The sequence below is a fragment of the Caedibacter taeniospiralis genome (assembly GCF_002803295.2).
Taxonomy (GTDB): domain Bacteria; phylum Pseudomonadota; class Gammaproteobacteria; order Francisellales; family Francisellaceae; genus Caedibacter; species Caedibacter taeniospiralis.
The window spans coordinates 23,736-40,620 of sequence record NZ_PGGB02000006.1 but is presented as its reverse complement, the minus strand read 5'-3'; the positions used below and the strand labels follow the sequence as shown (position 1 = coordinate 40,620).

The following is a 16,885-nucleotide window of genomic DNA, read 5'->3' as shown; positions in this document are numbered from 1 at the left end:
GATGTGATGATCTGGTATGGTTTACGAAGAAATTGATGTGAGATGTTTGATGACTTTCCCCTACAAACTTATTGATCTAACCCACGCACTTGATGACACTATCCCTACCTGGAGTGGTGAGTGCGGGTTTAATCATGAGCTCCACATAGATTACTCTGATTGTGACGACGAGGATAAATTCCGTGTCATGAAAATCAAAATGCATTCGGGAATCGGTACTCATATGGACGCGCCAAGCCATTGTATTGCTGGGGGTAAGTGTATTCATGATTTTGATGTAAATGATTTGATCATGCCTTGTTTGGTCGTTGATGTATCGGATAAATGCCATAAACGCTATTCCTTGAGTGCCCAAGATGTGGCGGATTTTGAAAGCAAGTATGGCAAGATCACAGGTGGTTCATGTGTAATGGTCAAAACTGGTTGGAACAAATTCTGGAACACACCTTCAAAATACCATAATAACCATGTGTTTCCATCTATATCCCCCGAAGCTGCAGAACTCCTGCTTGAACGAGGCGTGAGCGCCATTGGCATTGATACACTTTCACCTGATCGCCCGGAAGATGGCTTTAAAGTTCACAAAACCTTTTTAGGCACTGGAAAGATAATCATAGAAAATGTAGCAAATTTGGATAGTATGCCGCCTACCTGCGGCTTTGTTATGGTCCTGCCCATCAAAATCAAAGCTGGTACAGAAGCGCCGGTAAGATTAGTTGGCTTGATTGAAATGGATGTTGGCTTATGAATAATTTAAATCAAGTTAAACGTTTCATCTTTACAGGCACTCCAGGCAGTGGAAAAACCTCTGTGATCATAGAGTTAGAAAAATTAGGGTATGCTGTTATTCATGAAGCTGCAACGGACGTAATTAGCATAGAGCAAATTAAAGGCATAGAAAAGCCATGGGAAGAGTCTGATTTTGTAGATCAAATTACACGTATGCAAAAAGAGAGGCAGATGAATGCCATCGGAGATCTGCAGTTTTATGATCGTTCACCTTTTTGTACCTATGCTCTTGGTAAATATTTATCTCATTGGAAAAATGTCGCATTTACACCTTCTCCTGTGTTACTTGATGAAATTAATCGTTGTCTCAAAACCAGCGTTTACCAGAGTAAGGTATTCTTTTTCGAAAATCTGGGCTTTATCAAACATACTGATGCTCGCAAAATCAGCTATGAAGACGCGTTGATTTTTGAGCAAATTCACTTGGACGTATATAAAGAATTTGGCTTTGAAATCATTATGGTGCCAAAAGAGCTGACGGTTACACAGAGATGTGAATTTATTAGAGAAACACCTTATGGCACGTAGCTCGGATGAAGCATATCAGAAGTTAAATATCAAAGGTCTGACAATACTTTCCGACGATGAAATTGCTGAGCTTTCGTATAAAGAGCCAAAGCTTGTACAGCGCCCTATTTTAGAAAGCAGTACAAAAGCTGTGATTGCGCGCCCACCTCAGGAGATGATTGCTATTTTAGAATGAATTGTCTACCATGATGCCCTTTGTTTCTGATGATGGTGAATAAAATGAAATTTACTTTACTAAAGACAAGCAGTAAGGCTCGTCGAGGTAAGTTATATTTTGAGCGTGGTGTCGTTGAAACTCCTGCTTTTATGCCAGTAGGAACATATGGTGCAGTAAAATCATTGTCCCCTGAGGATATTAAAGTAACAGGTGCTGAGATTCTGCTTGGAAACACGTTCCATTTATGGTTAAGACCTGGGACTGAAATCATTAAAATGCACGGAGATCTGCATGATTTTATGCGATGGCAAGGTCCGATCTTAACAGACTCTGGCGGCTTTCAGGTGTTTAGCCTCGGCGCGCTTAGAAAATTAACTGAAGAAGGGGTGACCTTTCGCTCGCCACTTGACGGTGCCAAAGTATTTCTTGATCCAGAAACTTCAATGCAAATTCAGCGTGATTTAGGCTCTGATATTGTCATGTGTTTTGATGAATGCACCCCATACCCTGCTACGGAATCAGAAGCAAGAAAATCGATGGAGCTTTCCATGCGCTGGGCATTAAGAAGCAAAGTTGCACATGGCAATAATCCTGCTGCTTTATTTGGCATTATTCAAGGCGGAATGTATGAGCATTTGCGTGATGCATCATTGGTAGCGTTGACAGAAATTGGATTTGATGGCTATGCAATTGGAGGACTGTCCGTAGGTGAACCAAAATCGGAAATGATCCGTATTTTAAATCATCTGGCGCATCAGATGCCAAACGATAAACCGCGCTACCTAATGGGGGTGGGGAAACCACAAGATCTTATCGAAGGCGTGCGCCGTGGAATTGATATGTTCGACTGTGTGATGCCGTCAAGAAATGCCAGAAACGGACATTTATTTGTTAAGAATGGTGTGATTAGAATTCGAAATAGTCAGTATAAAACTGATACCTCTCCCTTGGATGATAGTTGTGATTGTTATACATGTAGAAATTTTTCCCGCAGTTATTTGCATCATTTAGACAAAACAAAAGAAAGCCTGGGTGCGCGCCTTAACACCATCCATAATATCACGTACTACCAGCGTTTAATGAAGGACATTCGTAACACCTTAGATAAAGATAGATTTGAGTGCTTTGTAGAAGAGTTTTATCGTAATATTGGTCAGGAAGTTCCTAAGCTTAAACTTTAGCAAACCGTTTGCTGAAAGTGACCAAAATAGTGTTTGACATCATTATGCTTTTAGCTAGAATGGCACCTGTTCTTGCGGCTGCAAGGAAGTTCATTTTACTAAATTGCACAAGTTTTGTGCCAGAGTGGCGAAATTGGTAGACGCAGTGGATTCAAAATCCACCGGTGGCGACACTGTGCCGGTTCGAGTCCGGCCTCTGGTACCAAAAGATAGGATATATCCCTGTTTAGTTGATTGTTTCACATACGGCAGAGACAAAAAAGGATACAATACCCAATACTCAAAAGATTATCCAAGCCGATGTAATCAGGTGTTTGAAATCAGCGTTAACCCCAGCTACTTTGATCAGCATGTATCACTCTAGTTATAACAGATATTTCTCTTTAATGACTTTTATCTGATCTCGGACTTGTCCTGCCTCTTCAAACTCAAGATTTCTGGCGTGATCCTTCATGGTTTTTTCGAGTTTTTTTATCAGGTTAATGGCTTCTTTGACGCCCAAAATCTCATCGACCTGAATATCAGTAACTTTTTTCCTGGCGTTATTTTTCGCGCTTTTTTTACTCAATTCGGGAGATAGCTCAAATAAGTCGCCGACCTTCTTTTTAATGGAGGCTGGGGTGATACCGTGCTTGGTGTTAAACACTTGTTGCTTGTTGCGTCGGCGCAACGTTTCATCCATGGCTCGTTGCATTGATCCTGTGATGACCTCAGCATAAAGAATAGCTTTGCCCTTGATGTGGCGAGCAGCTCGCCCAATAGTTTGAATCAAAGAGCGCTCTGAGCGCAAAAATCCTTCTTTGTCCGCATCAAAGATGAGTACCGTGCTGACCTCAGGCATATCTAAACCTTCGCGTAATAGATTGATTCCGACAAGCACATCAAAAACGCCCAAACGCAAATCGCGAATGATTTCCACGCGTTCGACCGTATCAACATCAGCATGCAGATAACGGACATTGACGCCATGTTCAGCTAAGTAATCGGTTAAATCTTCAGCCATGCGCTTGGTGAGGGTAGTGATGAGTATACGTTCATCTTTGCTCACAGCTTTGTTGATCTCCGATAATGCATCATCAACTTGAATAGTTACGGGTCTTACTTCAACAATTGGATCTAATAATCCCGTTGGACGCACCACTTGTTCAGCCACGTTTTGTTGATGTTTCGCCTCATACTCGGCAGGGGTTGCTGAGACATAAATTGCCTGTGAGATAAGCGCCTCAAATTCATGGAATTTTAAAGGGCGATTATCCAAGGCAGATGGCAGACGAAAACCATAATTGACCAGGTTTTCTTTGCGTGAGCGATCTCCTTTGTACATTCCGCCAAACTGCGGAATGGTCACATGCGACTCATCGATCACGATAAAAGCATTTTCAGGCAAATAATCTAATAAAGTCGGTGGTGGTTCGCCAGGGGCGCGTGCAGAAAGCAGCCGTGAATAGTTCTCGATTCCTGTGCAATAACCTAGCTCATTAATCATCTCGATATCATAGAGTGTGCGTTGTTCAATGCGCTGGGCTTCTAGTAGACGATTTTCTTTTTGAAAGTAACGGATGCGCTCTCGCAGTTCATCTTTGATTTCTTCAACCATGCTTTGCTGACGTTCTTTGGAGCTGACATAATGTGTGCTTGGGAAAATGGTGGCACGATAAGTGCTTGAGGTCATTTTACCCGTGAGTGGGTCAATGAGCTTAATGCTTTCAATTTCGTCATCAAATAACTCAACTCTCACGGCATCCTTGTCTGAATCAGCAGGAAATATGTCGATAACTTCGCCGCGCACGCGATAAGTGCCTCGTGAGAAATCCATGTCGTTGCGCTGGTATTGCATGTCACTTAGCCTACGCAAAATGCTTCGTTGATCCATTTTCTCTCCAACTTTTAAATGCAGGAGCATTTGCATGTATTGTTCAGGGTCCCCCAATCCGTAAATGGCAGAAACTGTGGCAACAATGATGACATCCTCTCGTTCCAAAATGGCTTTGGTCGCAGAAAGACGCATTTGTTCAACATGTTCATTAATGGAAGAATCTTTTTCAATATAAGTGTCAGAGGCGGCAACATAGGCTTCAGGTTGATAGTAGTCATAATAGGATACGAAGTATTCAACAGCATTATTGGGGAAAAACTGCTTCATCTCGGCGTAAAGTTGCGCGGCCAGCGTTTTGTTGTGCGCCAAAATCAAGGTGGGGCGCTGAACATTTTGGATAACGTTGGCAATCGTATAGGTTTTGCCAGAGCCTGTAACACCAAGAAGTGTCTGATGCCTGAGACCGTCATGTAGTCCTTTTGTCAACGAAGCAATAGCATCAGGCTGATCCCCTGCTGGTGCGTAATTTGTCGCCAGCTGAAATGGGTTATTTTGTCTATCAAGTCGCATAGTTCAATTCAAAGTTACTCATGATGCCTCTGCGTCTATGATAACAGAGTCACAAAAACATGGCGATTTGATTACAAATATTTCAGCAATAGCCACAGACTTGAGTTGCTTATTTCCTTATGCTCAGGTTAAAACAGCTTCTATGCTTAAGGTACAAGAACAAGCATATAAGGAAATTAATCATGAGTAGCAATATAGAAAGATTCATTTATGCCATTGCTGAAATGCGCTATGAGGAAGCAAGAAAAAATCCACAAGATGAGCCGCGTTTTATGATGAGCTTGGTAACGGAGGAAATCGAACGAGGGTTGATTGAAGCTACGCTGGCTTACACGGGTTTTCATCTTAACAATACCGCTGAAGTATTGGGGATAAGCCCTGCGACATTGAGGTCAAAGATTAAAAAATATGGTATTTATGTGCTTGATTTTTCAAGCTAAATACAGTGGCTTAAGCAATTCCTTCGCGCACGAGGTCGTGCATATGAATTATCCCAGAGATTTCACTGTGTTCGTTCAAGACGGCAAGCGTGGTAATTTTTAGCTGGTTCATGATGGTTAATGCGTCAATTGCCATGGACTGAGCGGAGATGGTTTTTGGTTTTTTGCCCATGACTTCAGCGATAGGCATGCCTTTGTGATACAAGGATTGTTGAAATACTCTGCGCAAGTCACCATCCGTAAAAATACCGTTTAACGTTTTGTGATCATCGGAAACAAGGCACATTCCTAAGCCCTTGGAGCTAATTTCTAAAATAGCCTCTTCCAACGAGCTTTTTGAGCTTACAATCGGGAGTGCATGACCTGTTTTCATTAAATCAGACACCTTGAGGAGTAACCGTTTGCCAAGCGCGCCACTAGGGTGTGAGCTTGCGAAATCCTCTGCGCTAAAATTCTTGGCGTTAAGAAGGGCGATGGCAAGTGCATCCCCCAGCACGAGTGTTGTCGTTGTACTTGAAGTGGGGGCAAGATTGTGCGGACAAGCTTCTTTAGTGACACCCAGATTCAACGAAATATCGGCCGCTTGTGCCAGTGCCGATTCTGGTTTGCTGGATATTGAAATCAAAGGAATATTAAGGCGTTTGATCATAGGGATCAATGCCGTTAATTCAGGGGTTGATCCTGAGTTAGAAATAGCGATGACAATATCTTGGCGCGTAATCATGCCAAAGTCGCCATGTCCTGCTTCCGCTGGATGCACGAAAAATGCAGGCGTCCCCGTGCTTGCAAGCGTGGCAGCAATCTTAGAGGCAATATGCCCTGATTTACCCATGCCAATAATAATGACTCGCCCTTGGCATTTGAGAATCAACTCGCAGGCAGCAATAAAACTTTGATCAATATAGTTTTTAAGATTTTCCAGGCTTTCGATTTCTAAGTTAATGGTTTTTATTGCATCACTAATAAATGGGCTGATCATAGACATAGATAAAACACTCTCCTTTCAATGGGGGCATTGTATACCACTTGCAAACGGTTTTGCAGTATTTCTATACCACTCGTAAATCATTTTGCGGTGCTTAGTTGCAAAGCAGTTTGTGAAGATTTTGGTAAGGTGAATTGCAGGGAATAGTGGGGACTATTGTCAAAGTTCAACTTACCAAAATCACGCAAAATGCAAAGCAAGAAACTCTGTAAAATGGTTTATGAGTGGTATATGTAGGTATGACTCTTTAGTTTCCCCGACTAGCTTTCATTCCAGTTTCTGATTGACTGGAGTTACGCACTGTAGTTTAGAAAACACCACGTCAGCCCCACACCCAGAGCTTGTGAGGCAGGGTGTTGAAAAACGCAAAGGTGCATAACTACGCTGATCAATAAAGTGACAACTTGCTGATAAAAAGATTTGCTTTTTATGCAGTCTTGCTATACTGGCGCCGACTTTTATGGTCTTTGAATGATTTTGTTTGCATAGGTGTGTGATTTGGTCACCACAGATGTGTTGGCAAGCGCGTTTAGAGCACATGGAGTCGACGGAGTTTAATTCAAATAAAGTAAGAGAGTAGAGAGTATGTCGCAGCAAACAGGTGCCGTAAAATTTTTTAATGAAACAAAAGGCTTTGGCTTTATCAAACCTGATAATGGTGGTTCAGAGGTTTTTGTTCACGTAACTGCATTAAATGGGTTACAAACACTGGCAAACGATCAACGTGTTTCATTTGAGGTTGAAGAACGTCGCCGTGGCCCGCAGGCCATTAATGTTCGCATCGCCTGATAATAAAATGGTCCAAGATCAATCCTGGGAGTGATACCTTCGTTGCTTCAACCGTGTTCTTCTTTGAGGGTTTGCTCCGTAAAGAGGAGAAATTTTTAGTTGCAGGCATGACAAAATAAAGGTAAATTTTTTATCATTTACGGGGCGTAGCGCAGTCTGGTAGCGCGTTAGCATGGGGTGCTAAAGGTCGTGGGTTCGAGTCCCGCCGTCCCGACCATACGGTTTATCGTCACGACTAGAAGGAGAAAATGATGAAGAAGAAGCTATGTCTTATGTTGTCAGGAATATTTATTTTAACAGGCTGTGCACAGTTTAACGAACCTAAACCAGCAGTGGAGTCAGATACGCAAGCGCAAAATATTTCTGCGTTTGATGTGCAAAAGAGGGAGAATAATGGAAGCATGGATGAAAACAAGGTCAAGGTGCCTTTGGTAGAAACGCCAGACGCAGTAGTCACGGAAGCTCAGCGTGCAATACCCGCAGAAGGGATGACTGGAGACAATGACGTTTTACCTGCACAAACAGAAAATACATCAACAAACAACACCAATGAAGTGGTAACCTACAAAATTGAGATTGGTGATAGCCTTTATAGCATTGCGCGAAAAAACAGGATCAGCATCGTATGTCTTGCAAAAGCCAATAAAATTACTGATCCAAATCGCCTGGCAGCAGGACAGACGTTAGTTATTCCCAAGGTGCGTGATTGCTAGTTTATATGCCTTCGCGCAAGAATCGCGTTTCTAAAGTCAGCGGCATCAAATGTATCGCAAAAGCTTGTAGTGCCATTAGTTTGTAATTCCAGCACCGTAAGCATGCTGATTAGATTAGATTTGCTTTGTGTTGAGCTCCTTGACATTATCAAACTCAATCGACATCTGATTGCCTTGCGTTTCATTCACCAGAATGCGTGAGGCGTATTTTTCTCCCGTCATTTCAATGCTTTGAATTGCTTTGTCAAGTGGTGAACCTCGCGGCTTAAGAGCAATATGCCAGGAGTCATTGTTTTGCGTAAAATAGATGTAAAAATATTGTTTTAAAGCTTCGGCATTACCTTTAAAGATTGATAGAAATACCGTGGTAAACGAAAAGACAATGGGTTGTTCTTTTTTGGTAATGGTAATCGCTGGTTTACCCTCTATCGATTGCTCAATTTTATCTGAGGTGACGATTAGAGTTGACTGGAAAGGTTTTTCTTGTAGCCACTTTAGTCCATTTTTTTTCGATAGTTCAAATGTTCCACTGGATTTCAAGGGTTTCGATAGTAGTTTCATATGACGTATTTGAATAAATTGCCCGCACACGTGATCAATTTTAGCCTGTTTTTGTTGAACTTTATCGAAAGCGAGCTGATTTTTTGCCGACAATGGGTGGTTAAAAATGTCATCAGAGGCTTCTGCGTGAGCCAGATTCAACGTTACATAGATGCTTAAAAAGCAGATGAATAGTAATTTTTGAATGGTTTTAATCATGGCTAAAGGTCTCAATTTTATGAATTAATATCGATGGAGAAACAAACTGCAGCTCTTGAGTATTTCGGGCAATAGCAAGTTGTGTCGTATGTCCCTTGGTGAGTTTTTGCCTTGTGAGTTTGTCATAGATCACATAACTGATCTTAAGGCGATTCTGGTATTCAATAATCAAACTCTGAATCTCAATCAACTGCCCAAATCTCGCAGGTTGAATGTATTTAATGTGCAGATCTACCACAGGCCAGATGTAGCCGCTTTCTGCCATGGCAGAATAGTCGTAGCCAATTTTATCTAAAAGCTCACAGCGAGCAATTTCAAAGTATTTGACATAATGACCATGCCATGCGATCTGCAGGCTATCTACATCATAAAATGGAATCGTAATTTCACTGACATGTGAAACGGTCTTGCTATTCATCAGATTTGCGCCAGAAATCAAAAAAATTAAACCACTGGGTTGGATATTGTAAACAATACTCGGCGAGAAAGTCACTGTATTGTTGGGCATACTGGGTCAGTTCCTGTTCACGCTGTTGTCTTGAAAGGTGCAGTTGGGTAGCAAATAGACGGAAAATCACGTCATATTTTTGCTTATTTTTAAGGCATAACATCGTGTAAACAGGAGCTTTTAAAAGGTGAGCAAGTAGGAATCCGCCCTGTGGAAATTGCGCTTTTTTGCCTAAAAAGCTAGCTGAAACCAAGTGTTGCTTTCGACTGGTGGGGGTGCGATCGCAGGCAATAATGACGATCTCACCCTGATCAATTTTATGTTGTAATTGCATTGCAATGCTTAGGTCAAAATTCACTACAGGAATGAGATTAAGCTGAGAGTCTGGGTTAAGTGTAGTTAGGAGCTCGTTAAATTTCTGGGCGTGTTGATTGAAAATAAGTGCGTTGATTTTACAGGTTTGAGAAGACGAAGCAATGGCGCGCATAATTTCGATATTGCCAAGGTGAGCGCTAAAGATAACAAAGCCTTGTTTGCTATTGATTAAGTGCAGGAGTTCATGGCGATTTGGGAAATTAAGATGCTCTCGTGTTATCTGGTGATTCCACACGGCGACTTTATCGACCAGGTTATGACCGAAAGCAACAAACTGCTGAAATGCCATAGCCTTGATATGAATATTCTGGTGCCTGGCATAAGTTGCAAGATTCAAAAAATATTGCTGTGATGCCAGGCGTGCTGTTTTGTTAAAACAATAAAAGTACACCATGACAGGGTAAGCCAAACAGTAAGTAATGCGTCTACCAATTAATTTAACAGCTGCCAGCATAATCTTAAGTGCCAAGAGATTTCCCTTCTCGGGTAATTTGGACCAATGAGTCTTGGAAGTGTCTTTGTAATGATTATTCGCCTGTGGCATGGACTTTAGATGAGCGTGTTAAATGGGGTCAAGGCATATAATAAAACATCGACCGAAAAAGTCGAGTGTAAATATTTTCCACTTGAGACTCTTTCATCGCTGACATAACGCCTCCCACTCAGCGTCATTTAGTGCTTTAAGTGGTAATGCTTGCCAGAAATTTTCACGTAAAAGTTTAGACATAATGGCTAATGCGTTCTCTCAACAGCGATATGTGCAAGTGAAATCAGGGCATCCTTATATACTGAATCGGATAAAACAATGAGTGCCTCAATGGCAAGTTTCGCGGATTGCTGTGCTTTTTGGGTGGCATATTCAATCGCACCACTTTGGTTGATAATTTGAATGATTTTATCCATTTCAGGGTGATGTCCCTGTTCTATTGCCTCACGGATTAGCGCTTTCTCTTTGTCAAGTGAACCTTGTAAAGCATAGATGACTGGTAGTGTAACCTTACCCTCAGCCAAGTCATCCCCGATGTTTTTACCTAGAGTGTTGCTATCCGCGGTATAATCCAGCACATCATCAGCAATCTGAAAGGCATTGCCAAGGTGAATGCCATATTGCCGTAAAGCATGTTGAGTTGAAGTTGGCGCATCAGCAATGATGCTTGCAACATCACATGCTGCCTCGAATAGTTTGGCGGTTTTGCAATAGATAACCTCCATATATTGCGTTTCGGTGATGTCGGGGTTATTACAATTAAGTAACTGCAAAACTTCACCCTCAGCAATTTTATTCGTGGCATTTGCCAGGATCTGCATGATTTTCATTTGATCAAGCTCGACCATCATTTGAAACGCACGTGAATAAAGAAAATCACCCGTTAATACAGAGGCGGCATTACCAAAGACATTATTGGCTGTGTCTTTGCCGCGGCGTAATGCTGATTCATCCACAACATCATCATGCAAAAGTGTTGCCGTGTGAATAAACTCAATAATAGCCGCAGCTTTAGTGTGCGCTTGCCCTTTATAAGCCAAAGCACGCGCAACCAGCATTAACAAAAGTGGGCGCAGGCGTTTGCCACCACTATGAATAATATAGTGGCTAATCTGGTTAATCAGTACGACATCAGAGCTTAATTGGTTAATGATGACCTGATGATTCTGCTCAATGTCATGATTTAATAATTGCTGGATTTGTTTAAGGCTTAGCATTATTTTTGTGTACAACTTACATGAAGGGTTGAGAATAATCTGAGCATAGCTTCACGTCAAGGACATTACTGGAATCTACGATGTAAAAAACTCCCAAGTATCACAGTGAAAATAAGTGACACCAGAAATATGCCAGCCATCGTTATCCAATGAACGCCTAACCAAATGCTTAATATTTTTTGGATAAATGCAGTTAAAATGGCGCCAGGAGCAATTAAGCGCAAGCTTAAGTTGTAAATGGCAGAAAGTTTTATGTTTGTGGCTTTATGAAACTGGTAGCTTAATTTTTGTGCATCACAGATCCAGCCAAATGCAAGTATCTCAATGTAGGCAATCACGAAAATTAAATTGAAAATGAGTTCGCTTTGGATGATTTGCTGTGCGGTCTTTGCCAAAACATGTTGATATAGTATTACTGCTGCCAAAAGAAGAATAAAAAGTGGCAGATAAACATACCATTTATGCGTAGATGCTGAAGCGCCCAAGCCTTTGAACGTTTGGCACAATAATATGGCTGCCGTCAATAAACAGAAGAAAAACACGCCAAAAGACAATAGATTTAATGTGTAAGCATACTGAAAACCTAAGGCTTCTGAAGTAGATCCACCACCGCTAACATACAAGCTTTGCACAAGCATAATAACGATCACGGCAAGAATGCTGCCAATCGCAAACATCGAGCTAAAGCGGCGAATCGGGCATTGAGCATTTAAATGCGTCCCTAAAACGGAGTTAATTCCAAGCCCAATTAAACCTGAGAAAAGGGCTAAACTTAGGGCGCTTCCCCAGACATCTATCAATGAGAGTAAATGGAAATTTGGCGTAAAAAAATGACTGGTTGCACTCCCTATGTTAAGGGTATTCACAATAAACAGCCCAACCAAAGAGGCAAGCCCCAAAGTGGAAAAAGCACAAGCCAAGTTCAGAAAACGCTGACGGGTTTGGGCAAGCCAAATGACCAAAACGATCAGCGAGCTTAAGATTAGGCTAATGACAAGGGTGAAATGATCAATAAGGAAAAGGGTTTCTTCAGGAGATTGGCTTATGTACCAGAGACTTGTATAGACAAGGCTTGTGCTTATTGTTGACATTCGTGTACTCACAAGGATAAGCAGTAAAGCAGCCAGTGTCAGCGATAACAGACCAATAAAGCGCAAACGCCGAGAGCGTGAAACATAGTGTAAGCTGCCTGTAAGTGTTTTTTTGCTTAAGAACCCTGAGATGGTCTCTGAAAGGAAAAGTGGCATACTGACAAATATAAGCATAAGTGCGTAGGCAAATACAAAAACGATATTGTTAAACTCTTTTGGGTAACTGCTGATTTGCCAGTAAACAAAAGCGCCGATGCTTGCGGCAACGATGATCAGCGAATAGAAAGCTAAGCGCACGGTAGAAATCGGTTTCATATAAATTCCTGTCACTAAAAAGCTAAAAAAACAGGCTTATAATAGCAACACCATTTTGCTTGTCATCTAAAACCGTGCACTATTTGGCGCTATACTGACGCTGGTAGAAATGACAGGAGATTTATCGTGATCACCAGTATGCTTTACAGTAAAAGATATTCGCTAATCAACGCGCTAAAAGCAGTCTTGGCAAGTGCGATTGCCTATGCCGTTGGACATCTTCTTGGCAAATGGTTGGATATTGAGCAGATGTATGATTGGATTGTCATTACTGTTTTGGTCGTGATGTCAAGCCAACCCAATCTAGGGGGTACGCTTGAGAAAGCCAAGATGCGTTTTTTAGGGACTTTACTAGGGGCAGGGTCTTCAATTATTGTTATCTTAATTTTCCCAACACTTTGGGTGATGCAACTTGTTTTGGGATTTTGTCTGATTGCCGTGGCTGTCTTTACAGCAACAAGCTCAAACAAATATACGTATGCGGGGGTTTTAGGCGCTGTGACCGTGGCGATTATTTTATTTAGCAGCAATGTGAGCCTTGAAACCGCATGTTATCGTACATTGGAAGTTTTAGTTGGAATAATCATAGCGATTATTGTCAATCGCTACTTCTTTCCTATTCACGCGCACAAGCGCATTTATCAATCCTTTGCTGATACGATAAATTGTATCCATAAACTTAATCAGAGGTTATTTGCAGGTGGGGATTACGGCGATATATTAGTCGAAATCTTTGGTCATTTCTCAAGACAAATCGTGCTGCACAAAGAAATCATGCACGAGAGTACGCACATTGATATCGATGCGCTTAAAGCTACCACGCGCCATTTGCGTCAATTTTATCGCTATACCTGTGTGATTTATGATTATGTCGAAGCTTATCCGCAAAAACGGCAAAAATTCGCGGAAAACCCTGCGTTTGTTTCGATGTACAATAAAATCAATGAAGTTTCCATGAAACTAAGCTTAAACCTGAAAAGTCAGACCTTTGACCATGCTGAATACGTCACGGATTATGGTCAGTTAAATGACTTTTTGAAAGAATTTAGTCAATCGATGAATATTCAAAGTGATCTTAGACACGCCAGTTTGCTGATGTTTTCATTTAAGAAATTAATAGATACGTTACAACTAATCGAAGCGGCGCAAAGGTGAATGTTTATGCCCGATGGATGTAACATTAAGAACTCACCAAATGATGGTCTAAAACCGTTTGTGACTTTAGGCGCTTAATCGTCATTCCGCGCCCACAAATTTGAAATGCGCCCTAGCAGTTCGCAGAAACTATTGTTACACTGGGTTCGTGGAATTTTCACTCATGGCTAAACACAATAGGGAGTTTAATGATGACATACAAAAAAGCACTGGTTGCCATCAATATTTACGAGAACACTGAGCATGTAATTGCCTCTGCAGTGGCAGTTGCTCAGAAATTAAAGTTAAAACTTGATGTGATCACGGTTATTGATAATGCGGCGGAGTTTGTCCCCGCGGCAATGGATTTTCAAAAAAGTTTGCAGGAAAACGCCAGACAAAAGCTGCGAGAAATAAAGCCGAAATTTGATGGCATCAGTACTGAATTTCACATTGCCCAAGGCAATCCAAATTATGAAATCACTCACTATGCAGAAGAACATGACTGCGACTTAATTATCATTGGCTCTCATGCACGCCATGGGTTAAACCTTTTGCTAGGATCGACGGCTAACAGCGTATTACATAAGTCTAAATGTGATGTTTTAACGGTTCGTATCCGTGGAAATGTCCCTAACCAGGTCACCCACTACAATAAGATTCTCCTTGCTACTGATCTGGAAGATGATAGTGCAGAAGTTGCCCAGTTAGCGCAGGAAGTTGCACATGCTTTCTCAGCTTCTGTCTCTACGATTTGCGTTGAGGGTGACCCCACCGTCGTGACTGGAATCTACGGGATTGTCCCTGAGGTGCAAACACAGCTGACTGAAGATATGCAACAAACGCTTGAAACCTGGTCTAATAAACATCAATTCAAGGGGCAGCGTTATCTGCAATCTGGCAGTGCCGCGGATGAAATTACTGAAACTGCAAACTCTCATGGCTATGGCTTAATCATCATGGGAAGCCACCAGCGTGGTGCCTTTGGTCGATTTTTCCTGGGATCCACCGCAAACGCAGTATTACATCACGCAAAACAGGATGTTTTGGTTAAAAGGTTAAAATTATAGTCAATCTCCTGTTCTCTCTCCCCATAGGAATTTTGGGAAGCTCTTCCACTTTGAACACTCAAATTAATGTCTTCGCTCTTGATATTGGTCTTTGAGTAATATTATCTTAAATTGCTATGATGACAAAGAAACCTGGCATTGTTTCGTTCATGCAAACTGAACACTACAAGCAAAACTTAAGCTATACTCGCAAGGTGTTTATTTTTAATTAATGGAGTAACCAATATGCCTGGAATCTTATTCACCTTTTTGCTGCTCTTAATCAGCGTACTAACGGCCTGGTTTAATCGCAAGGCGGGAATTACCCTTTTTTTCCTGTTTTTAATTGTGATGGGGTTGGTGTTTTTACATCACGCTACTGATCACCTTGGTTTACACTTCTAAGGAGAATTGAGCATGCAAGCTTCACAAATCAACAACCTGGTCAAATGATTTAATGCGATTGAAATCCTCGCCATCACACTCGTTATTTTGATGGCATTTTTATTTCAATTTATATTGGATGAGCTCCCTTGCCCTCTGTGTTTGCTACAGCGCCTGGGCTTATTAGGGATCGCCTTTGGCTTCTTATTAAACATCCGTTATCATGTGCGCCCTGCGCATTATAGTTTATCACTGCTTTCGGCTGTTTTAACGTCTTTCGTTGCCATGCGCCAAATGGCGTTACACATCAATGATCCTCTTGGATACGGCTCTGCTATTTTTGGACTACACATGTACACCTGGGTATTCATACTGTGTGTTGTCGCGATTATCTACATTGCACTTGTCCTTGGCATAACCCAGCAGTATGAAACCCAACAAAATAAAGCTGAAATTGCTGAGGCAAAAGCGGAGAAAATTCGCATGTTTAGCCACATGGTATTTCTGATCCTTGTGATCATGATCGCTGCCAATATCATTTCAACCTTTGCTGAATGCGGTTTTAGCGAGTGCCCTGATAATCCTGTGAGTTATATTGAATTGGCGCATCACCCCTAACCCAACTCTCTGTTAAGTCACCTTTTTGCCTTTTCCAGCAAGGACAGGCTTTCGCTAACATCCTCAAAAAAACCGTTATCTATCGCTGGCAAAACTGCCAGATAATACCAGTTACCCTTTGCAAACGACTGACACTTAACCGCATCCTTATGAGTCATGACTACAGGCATATTTGCATGCGTAACAAAGTCAAAGTCCTTGTGATTATACGCATAATGGTCGGCAAATGGATGTGCCTTTAATTCGTTAAAACCCAATCTGCGTAAGCTTTCAAAAAAACGATCGGGATTACCAATGCCTGCAATCGCATAGCAAGCCTTGCCGTATTTCATGATAAAAGCAGCAATTGAATGTGGTTCTCCAGTGGCGATATTAACCAAAGCATCTGCTTTTAACTCCATCCCAAATGCAGTGATTCCCTCGCAATCGCGTTTATTAGCACCACCATTAATGATTACAAAATCCACTTTTTTCAAGCGTCTGACAGGCTCACGCAAGCGACCTGCTGGCAAACACAAACCATTACCAAACATACGCTGTCCGTCAACGACGGCTATTTCAATATCACGCGCCATAGCATAATGCTGTAACCCATCATCACTGATAATGACATTAACCTTTGGCAATCGACTTTCGATCCACTTAACTGAATCAACTCGTTTTGGTGAAACAACGATTGGAATGCCTTGAAGTAACTTGCTTAGCATATATGGCTCATCACCACACTCTTTAGGAGAGCACTGCTCATTAATGGCAAATGGGTAATGCTTAGCCTTGCCACCAAATCCTCGCGTGATTATCGCAGGATAATAGCCTTTTTTTTGCAAATACTGACACAGAACCTGTACAACAGGAGTTTTGCCCGTGCCGCCAACAGCGATGTTACCAACCACAATAATGGGAAGCATGCTTTTATAAGCGTGCCGTTGCAATACAAGTTTACGTTCGTGTGCGCTAAACGAAAACACCCATGACAATGGCATAAGCAAAATGGCACGCCAGGTTTTATGTGTTTGATACCAATCTTTCTGCATCGAAAT

The 16,885-nt window shown here is 41.7% G+C and carries 20 protein-coding genes and 2 tRNA genes; 14 read left to right on the top strand and 8 right to left on the bottom strand.

Features of this window, described 5'->3' with window-relative positions:
- Positions 1-16 precede the first annotated feature (16 nt).
- From CU053_RS03440 to CU053_RS03420, 5 genes are all read left to right on the top strand, one after another.
- On the top strand, positions 17-748 hold the full coding sequence (locus CU053_RS03440) for a cyclase family protein (RefSeq protein WP_199244197.1): 732 nt from the start codon (positions 17-19) through the stop codon (positions 746-748).
- Complete coding sequence (locus tag CU053_RS03435; protein ID WP_100550750.1) at positions 745-1,317, top strand: AAA family ATPase; 573 nt, start codon at positions 745-747, stop codon at positions 1,315-1,317. The genes CU053_RS03440 and CU053_RS03435 overlap by 4 nt, the downstream gene beginning before the upstream one ends.
- Positions 1,307-1,492 carry an ArsC/Spx/MgsR family protein gene (locus CU053_RS03430; RefSeq protein WP_100550749.1) on the top strand — a complete coding sequence of 62 codons (186 nt, stop codon included), beginning with the start codon at positions 1,307-1,309 and terminating at the stop codon, positions 1,490-1,492. Before CU053_RS03435 ends, CU053_RS03430 begins: the two co-directional genes overlap by 11 nt.
- A 44-nt stretch (positions 1,493-1,536) precedes the next feature.
- On the top strand, positions 1,537-2,655 hold the full coding sequence (gene tgt, locus CU053_RS03425) for a tRNA guanosine(34) transglycosylase Tgt (protein ID WP_199244196.1): 1,119 nt from the start codon (positions 1,537-1,539) through the stop codon (positions 2,653-2,655).
- A 118-nt stretch (positions 2,656-2,773) separates the two neighbouring features.
- Positions 2,774-2,860: transfer RNA gene (locus CU053_RS03420), tRNA-Leu, on the top strand.
- Positions 2,861-3,019: 159 nt separating this feature from the next.
- Here CU053_RS03420 and uvrB read toward each other — a convergent pair.
- Positions 3,020-5,041 carry an excinuclease ABC subunit UvrB gene (gene uvrB, locus CU053_RS03415; RefSeq protein ID WP_100550748.1) on the bottom strand — a complete coding sequence of 674 codons (2,022 nt, stop codon included), beginning with the start codon at positions 5,039-5,041 and terminating at the stop codon, positions 3,020-3,022.
- A 37-nt stretch (positions 5,042-5,078) separates the two neighbouring features.
- On the opposite strand from uvrB, the gene CU053_RS03410 reads away from it, so the two are divergent.
- A complete protein-coding gene (locus CU053_RS03410; RefSeq protein WP_158106970.1) occupies positions 5,079-5,231 on the top strand; it encodes a hypothetical protein in 153 nt (50 codons plus the stop codon).
- Positions 5,224-5,481, top strand: coding sequence for a helix-turn-helix domain-containing protein (locus tag CU053_RS03405; RefSeq protein ID WP_158106969.1), 258 nt, complete (start codon positions 5,224-5,226; stop codon positions 5,479-5,481). The genes CU053_RS03410 and CU053_RS03405 overlap by 8 nt, the downstream gene beginning before the upstream one ends.
- A gap of 10 nt (positions 5,482-5,491) precedes the next feature.
- Here CU053_RS03405 and CU053_RS03400 read toward each other — a convergent pair whose 3' ends face one another.
- Entirely contained in the window at positions 5,492-6,457 is a 966-nt protein-coding gene (locus CU053_RS03400; protein ID WP_325063827.1) for a KpsF/GutQ family sugar-phosphate isomerase, read from the bottom strand.
- A gap of 594 nt (positions 6,458-7,051) precedes the next feature.
- Between CU053_RS03400 and CU053_RS03395 the strand changes: the two genes are divergently transcribed.
- The 3 genes from CU053_RS03395 to CU053_RS03385 all read left to right on the top strand — a co-directional run bounded on the left by CU053_RS03395 (position 7,052) and on the right by CU053_RS03385 (position 7,968).
- A complete protein-coding gene (locus tag CU053_RS03395; RefSeq protein WP_100550745.1) occupies positions 7,052-7,255 on the top strand; it encodes a cold-shock protein in 204 nt (67 codons plus the stop codon).
- A gap of 140 nt (positions 7,256-7,395) precedes the next feature.
- Positions 7,396-7,472 (top strand) — tRNA-Pro (locus tag CU053_RS03390).
- A 34-nt stretch (positions 7,473-7,506) separates the two neighbouring features.
- A complete protein-coding gene (locus CU053_RS03385) occupies positions 7,507-7,968 on the top strand; it encodes a LysM peptidoglycan-binding domain-containing protein (protein ID WP_158106968.1) in 462 nt (153 codons plus the stop codon).
- 114 nt (positions 7,969-8,082) lie between these two features.
- Here the strand turns inward: CU053_RS03385 and CU053_RS03380 are convergent, their stop codons facing one another.
- From CU053_RS03380 to CU053_RS03360, 5 genes are all read right to left on the bottom strand, one after another.
- Positions 8,083-8,727 carry an outer membrane lipoprotein carrier protein LolA gene (locus tag CU053_RS03380; protein ID WP_100550743.1) on the bottom strand — a complete coding sequence of 215 codons (645 nt, stop codon included), beginning with the start codon at positions 8,725-8,727 and terminating at the stop codon, positions 8,083-8,085.
- Entirely contained in the window at positions 8,720-9,145 is a 426-nt protein-coding gene (locus CU053_RS03375; protein ID WP_100550742.1) for an acyl-CoA thioesterase, read from the bottom strand. The genes CU053_RS03380 and CU053_RS03375 overlap by 8 nt, the downstream gene beginning before the upstream one ends.
- Positions 9,138-10,019: an LpxL/LpxP family acyltransferase gene (locus CU053_RS03370; protein ID WP_233263327.1), complete on the bottom strand. Its 882-nt coding sequence runs from the start codon at positions 10,017-10,019 to the stop codon at positions 9,138-9,140. Before CU053_RS03370 ends, CU053_RS03375 begins: the two co-directional genes overlap by 8 nt.
- Before the next feature lie 263 nt (positions 10,020-10,282).
- On the bottom strand, positions 10,283-11,254 hold the full coding sequence (gene ispB / locus CU053_RS03365; protein WP_100550740.1) for an octaprenyl diphosphate synthase: 972 nt from the start codon (positions 11,252-11,254) through the stop codon (positions 10,283-10,285).
- Between the two features lie 65 nt (positions 11,255-11,319).
- Positions 11,320-12,660, bottom strand: a complete 1,341-nt coding sequence (locus CU053_RS03360; protein WP_100550739.1) for an SLC5/6 family protein — start codon at positions 12,658-12,660, stop codon at positions 11,320-11,322.
- A gap of 126 nt (positions 12,661-12,786) precedes the next feature.
- On the opposite strand from CU053_RS03360, the gene CU053_RS03355 reads away from it, so the two are divergent.
- From CU053_RS03355 to CU053_RS03345, 4 genes are all read left to right on the top strand, one after another.
- Positions 12,787-13,815 (top strand): FUSC family protein, encoded by a 1,029-nt coding sequence (locus CU053_RS03355; protein WP_100550738.1) that lies wholly within the window; start codon positions 12,787-12,789, stop codon positions 13,813-13,815.
- Between the two features lie 188 nt (positions 13,816-14,003).
- Entirely contained in the window at positions 14,004-14,864 is an 861-nt protein-coding gene (locus tag CU053_RS03350; RefSeq protein WP_100550737.1) for a universal stress protein, read from the top strand.
- 225 nt (positions 14,865-15,089) lie between these two features.
- The gene (locus tag CU053_RS06505; protein ID WP_233263326.1) at positions 15,090-15,248 is read left to right on the top strand and encodes a DUF5993 family protein; all 159 of its coding nucleotides are present in this window, start codon (positions 15,090-15,092) and stop codon (positions 15,246-15,248) included.
- Positions 15,249-15,305: 57 nt separating this feature from the next.
- Positions 15,306-15,845: a disulfide bond formation protein B gene (locus CU053_RS03345; RefSeq protein WP_233263329.1), complete on the top strand. Its 540-nt coding sequence runs from the start codon at positions 15,306-15,308 to the stop codon at positions 15,843-15,845.
- Positions 15,846-15,862: 17 nt separating this feature from the next.
- Here CU053_RS03345 and lpxK read toward each other — a convergent pair whose 3' ends face one another.
- The gene (gene lpxK / locus CU053_RS03340) at positions 15,863-16,879 is read right to left on the bottom strand and encodes a tetraacyldisaccharide 4'-kinase (RefSeq protein WP_100550736.1); all 1,017 of its coding nucleotides are present in this window, start codon (positions 16,877-16,879) and stop codon (positions 15,863-15,865) included.
- Positions 16,880-16,885: the final 6 nt, after the last annotated feature.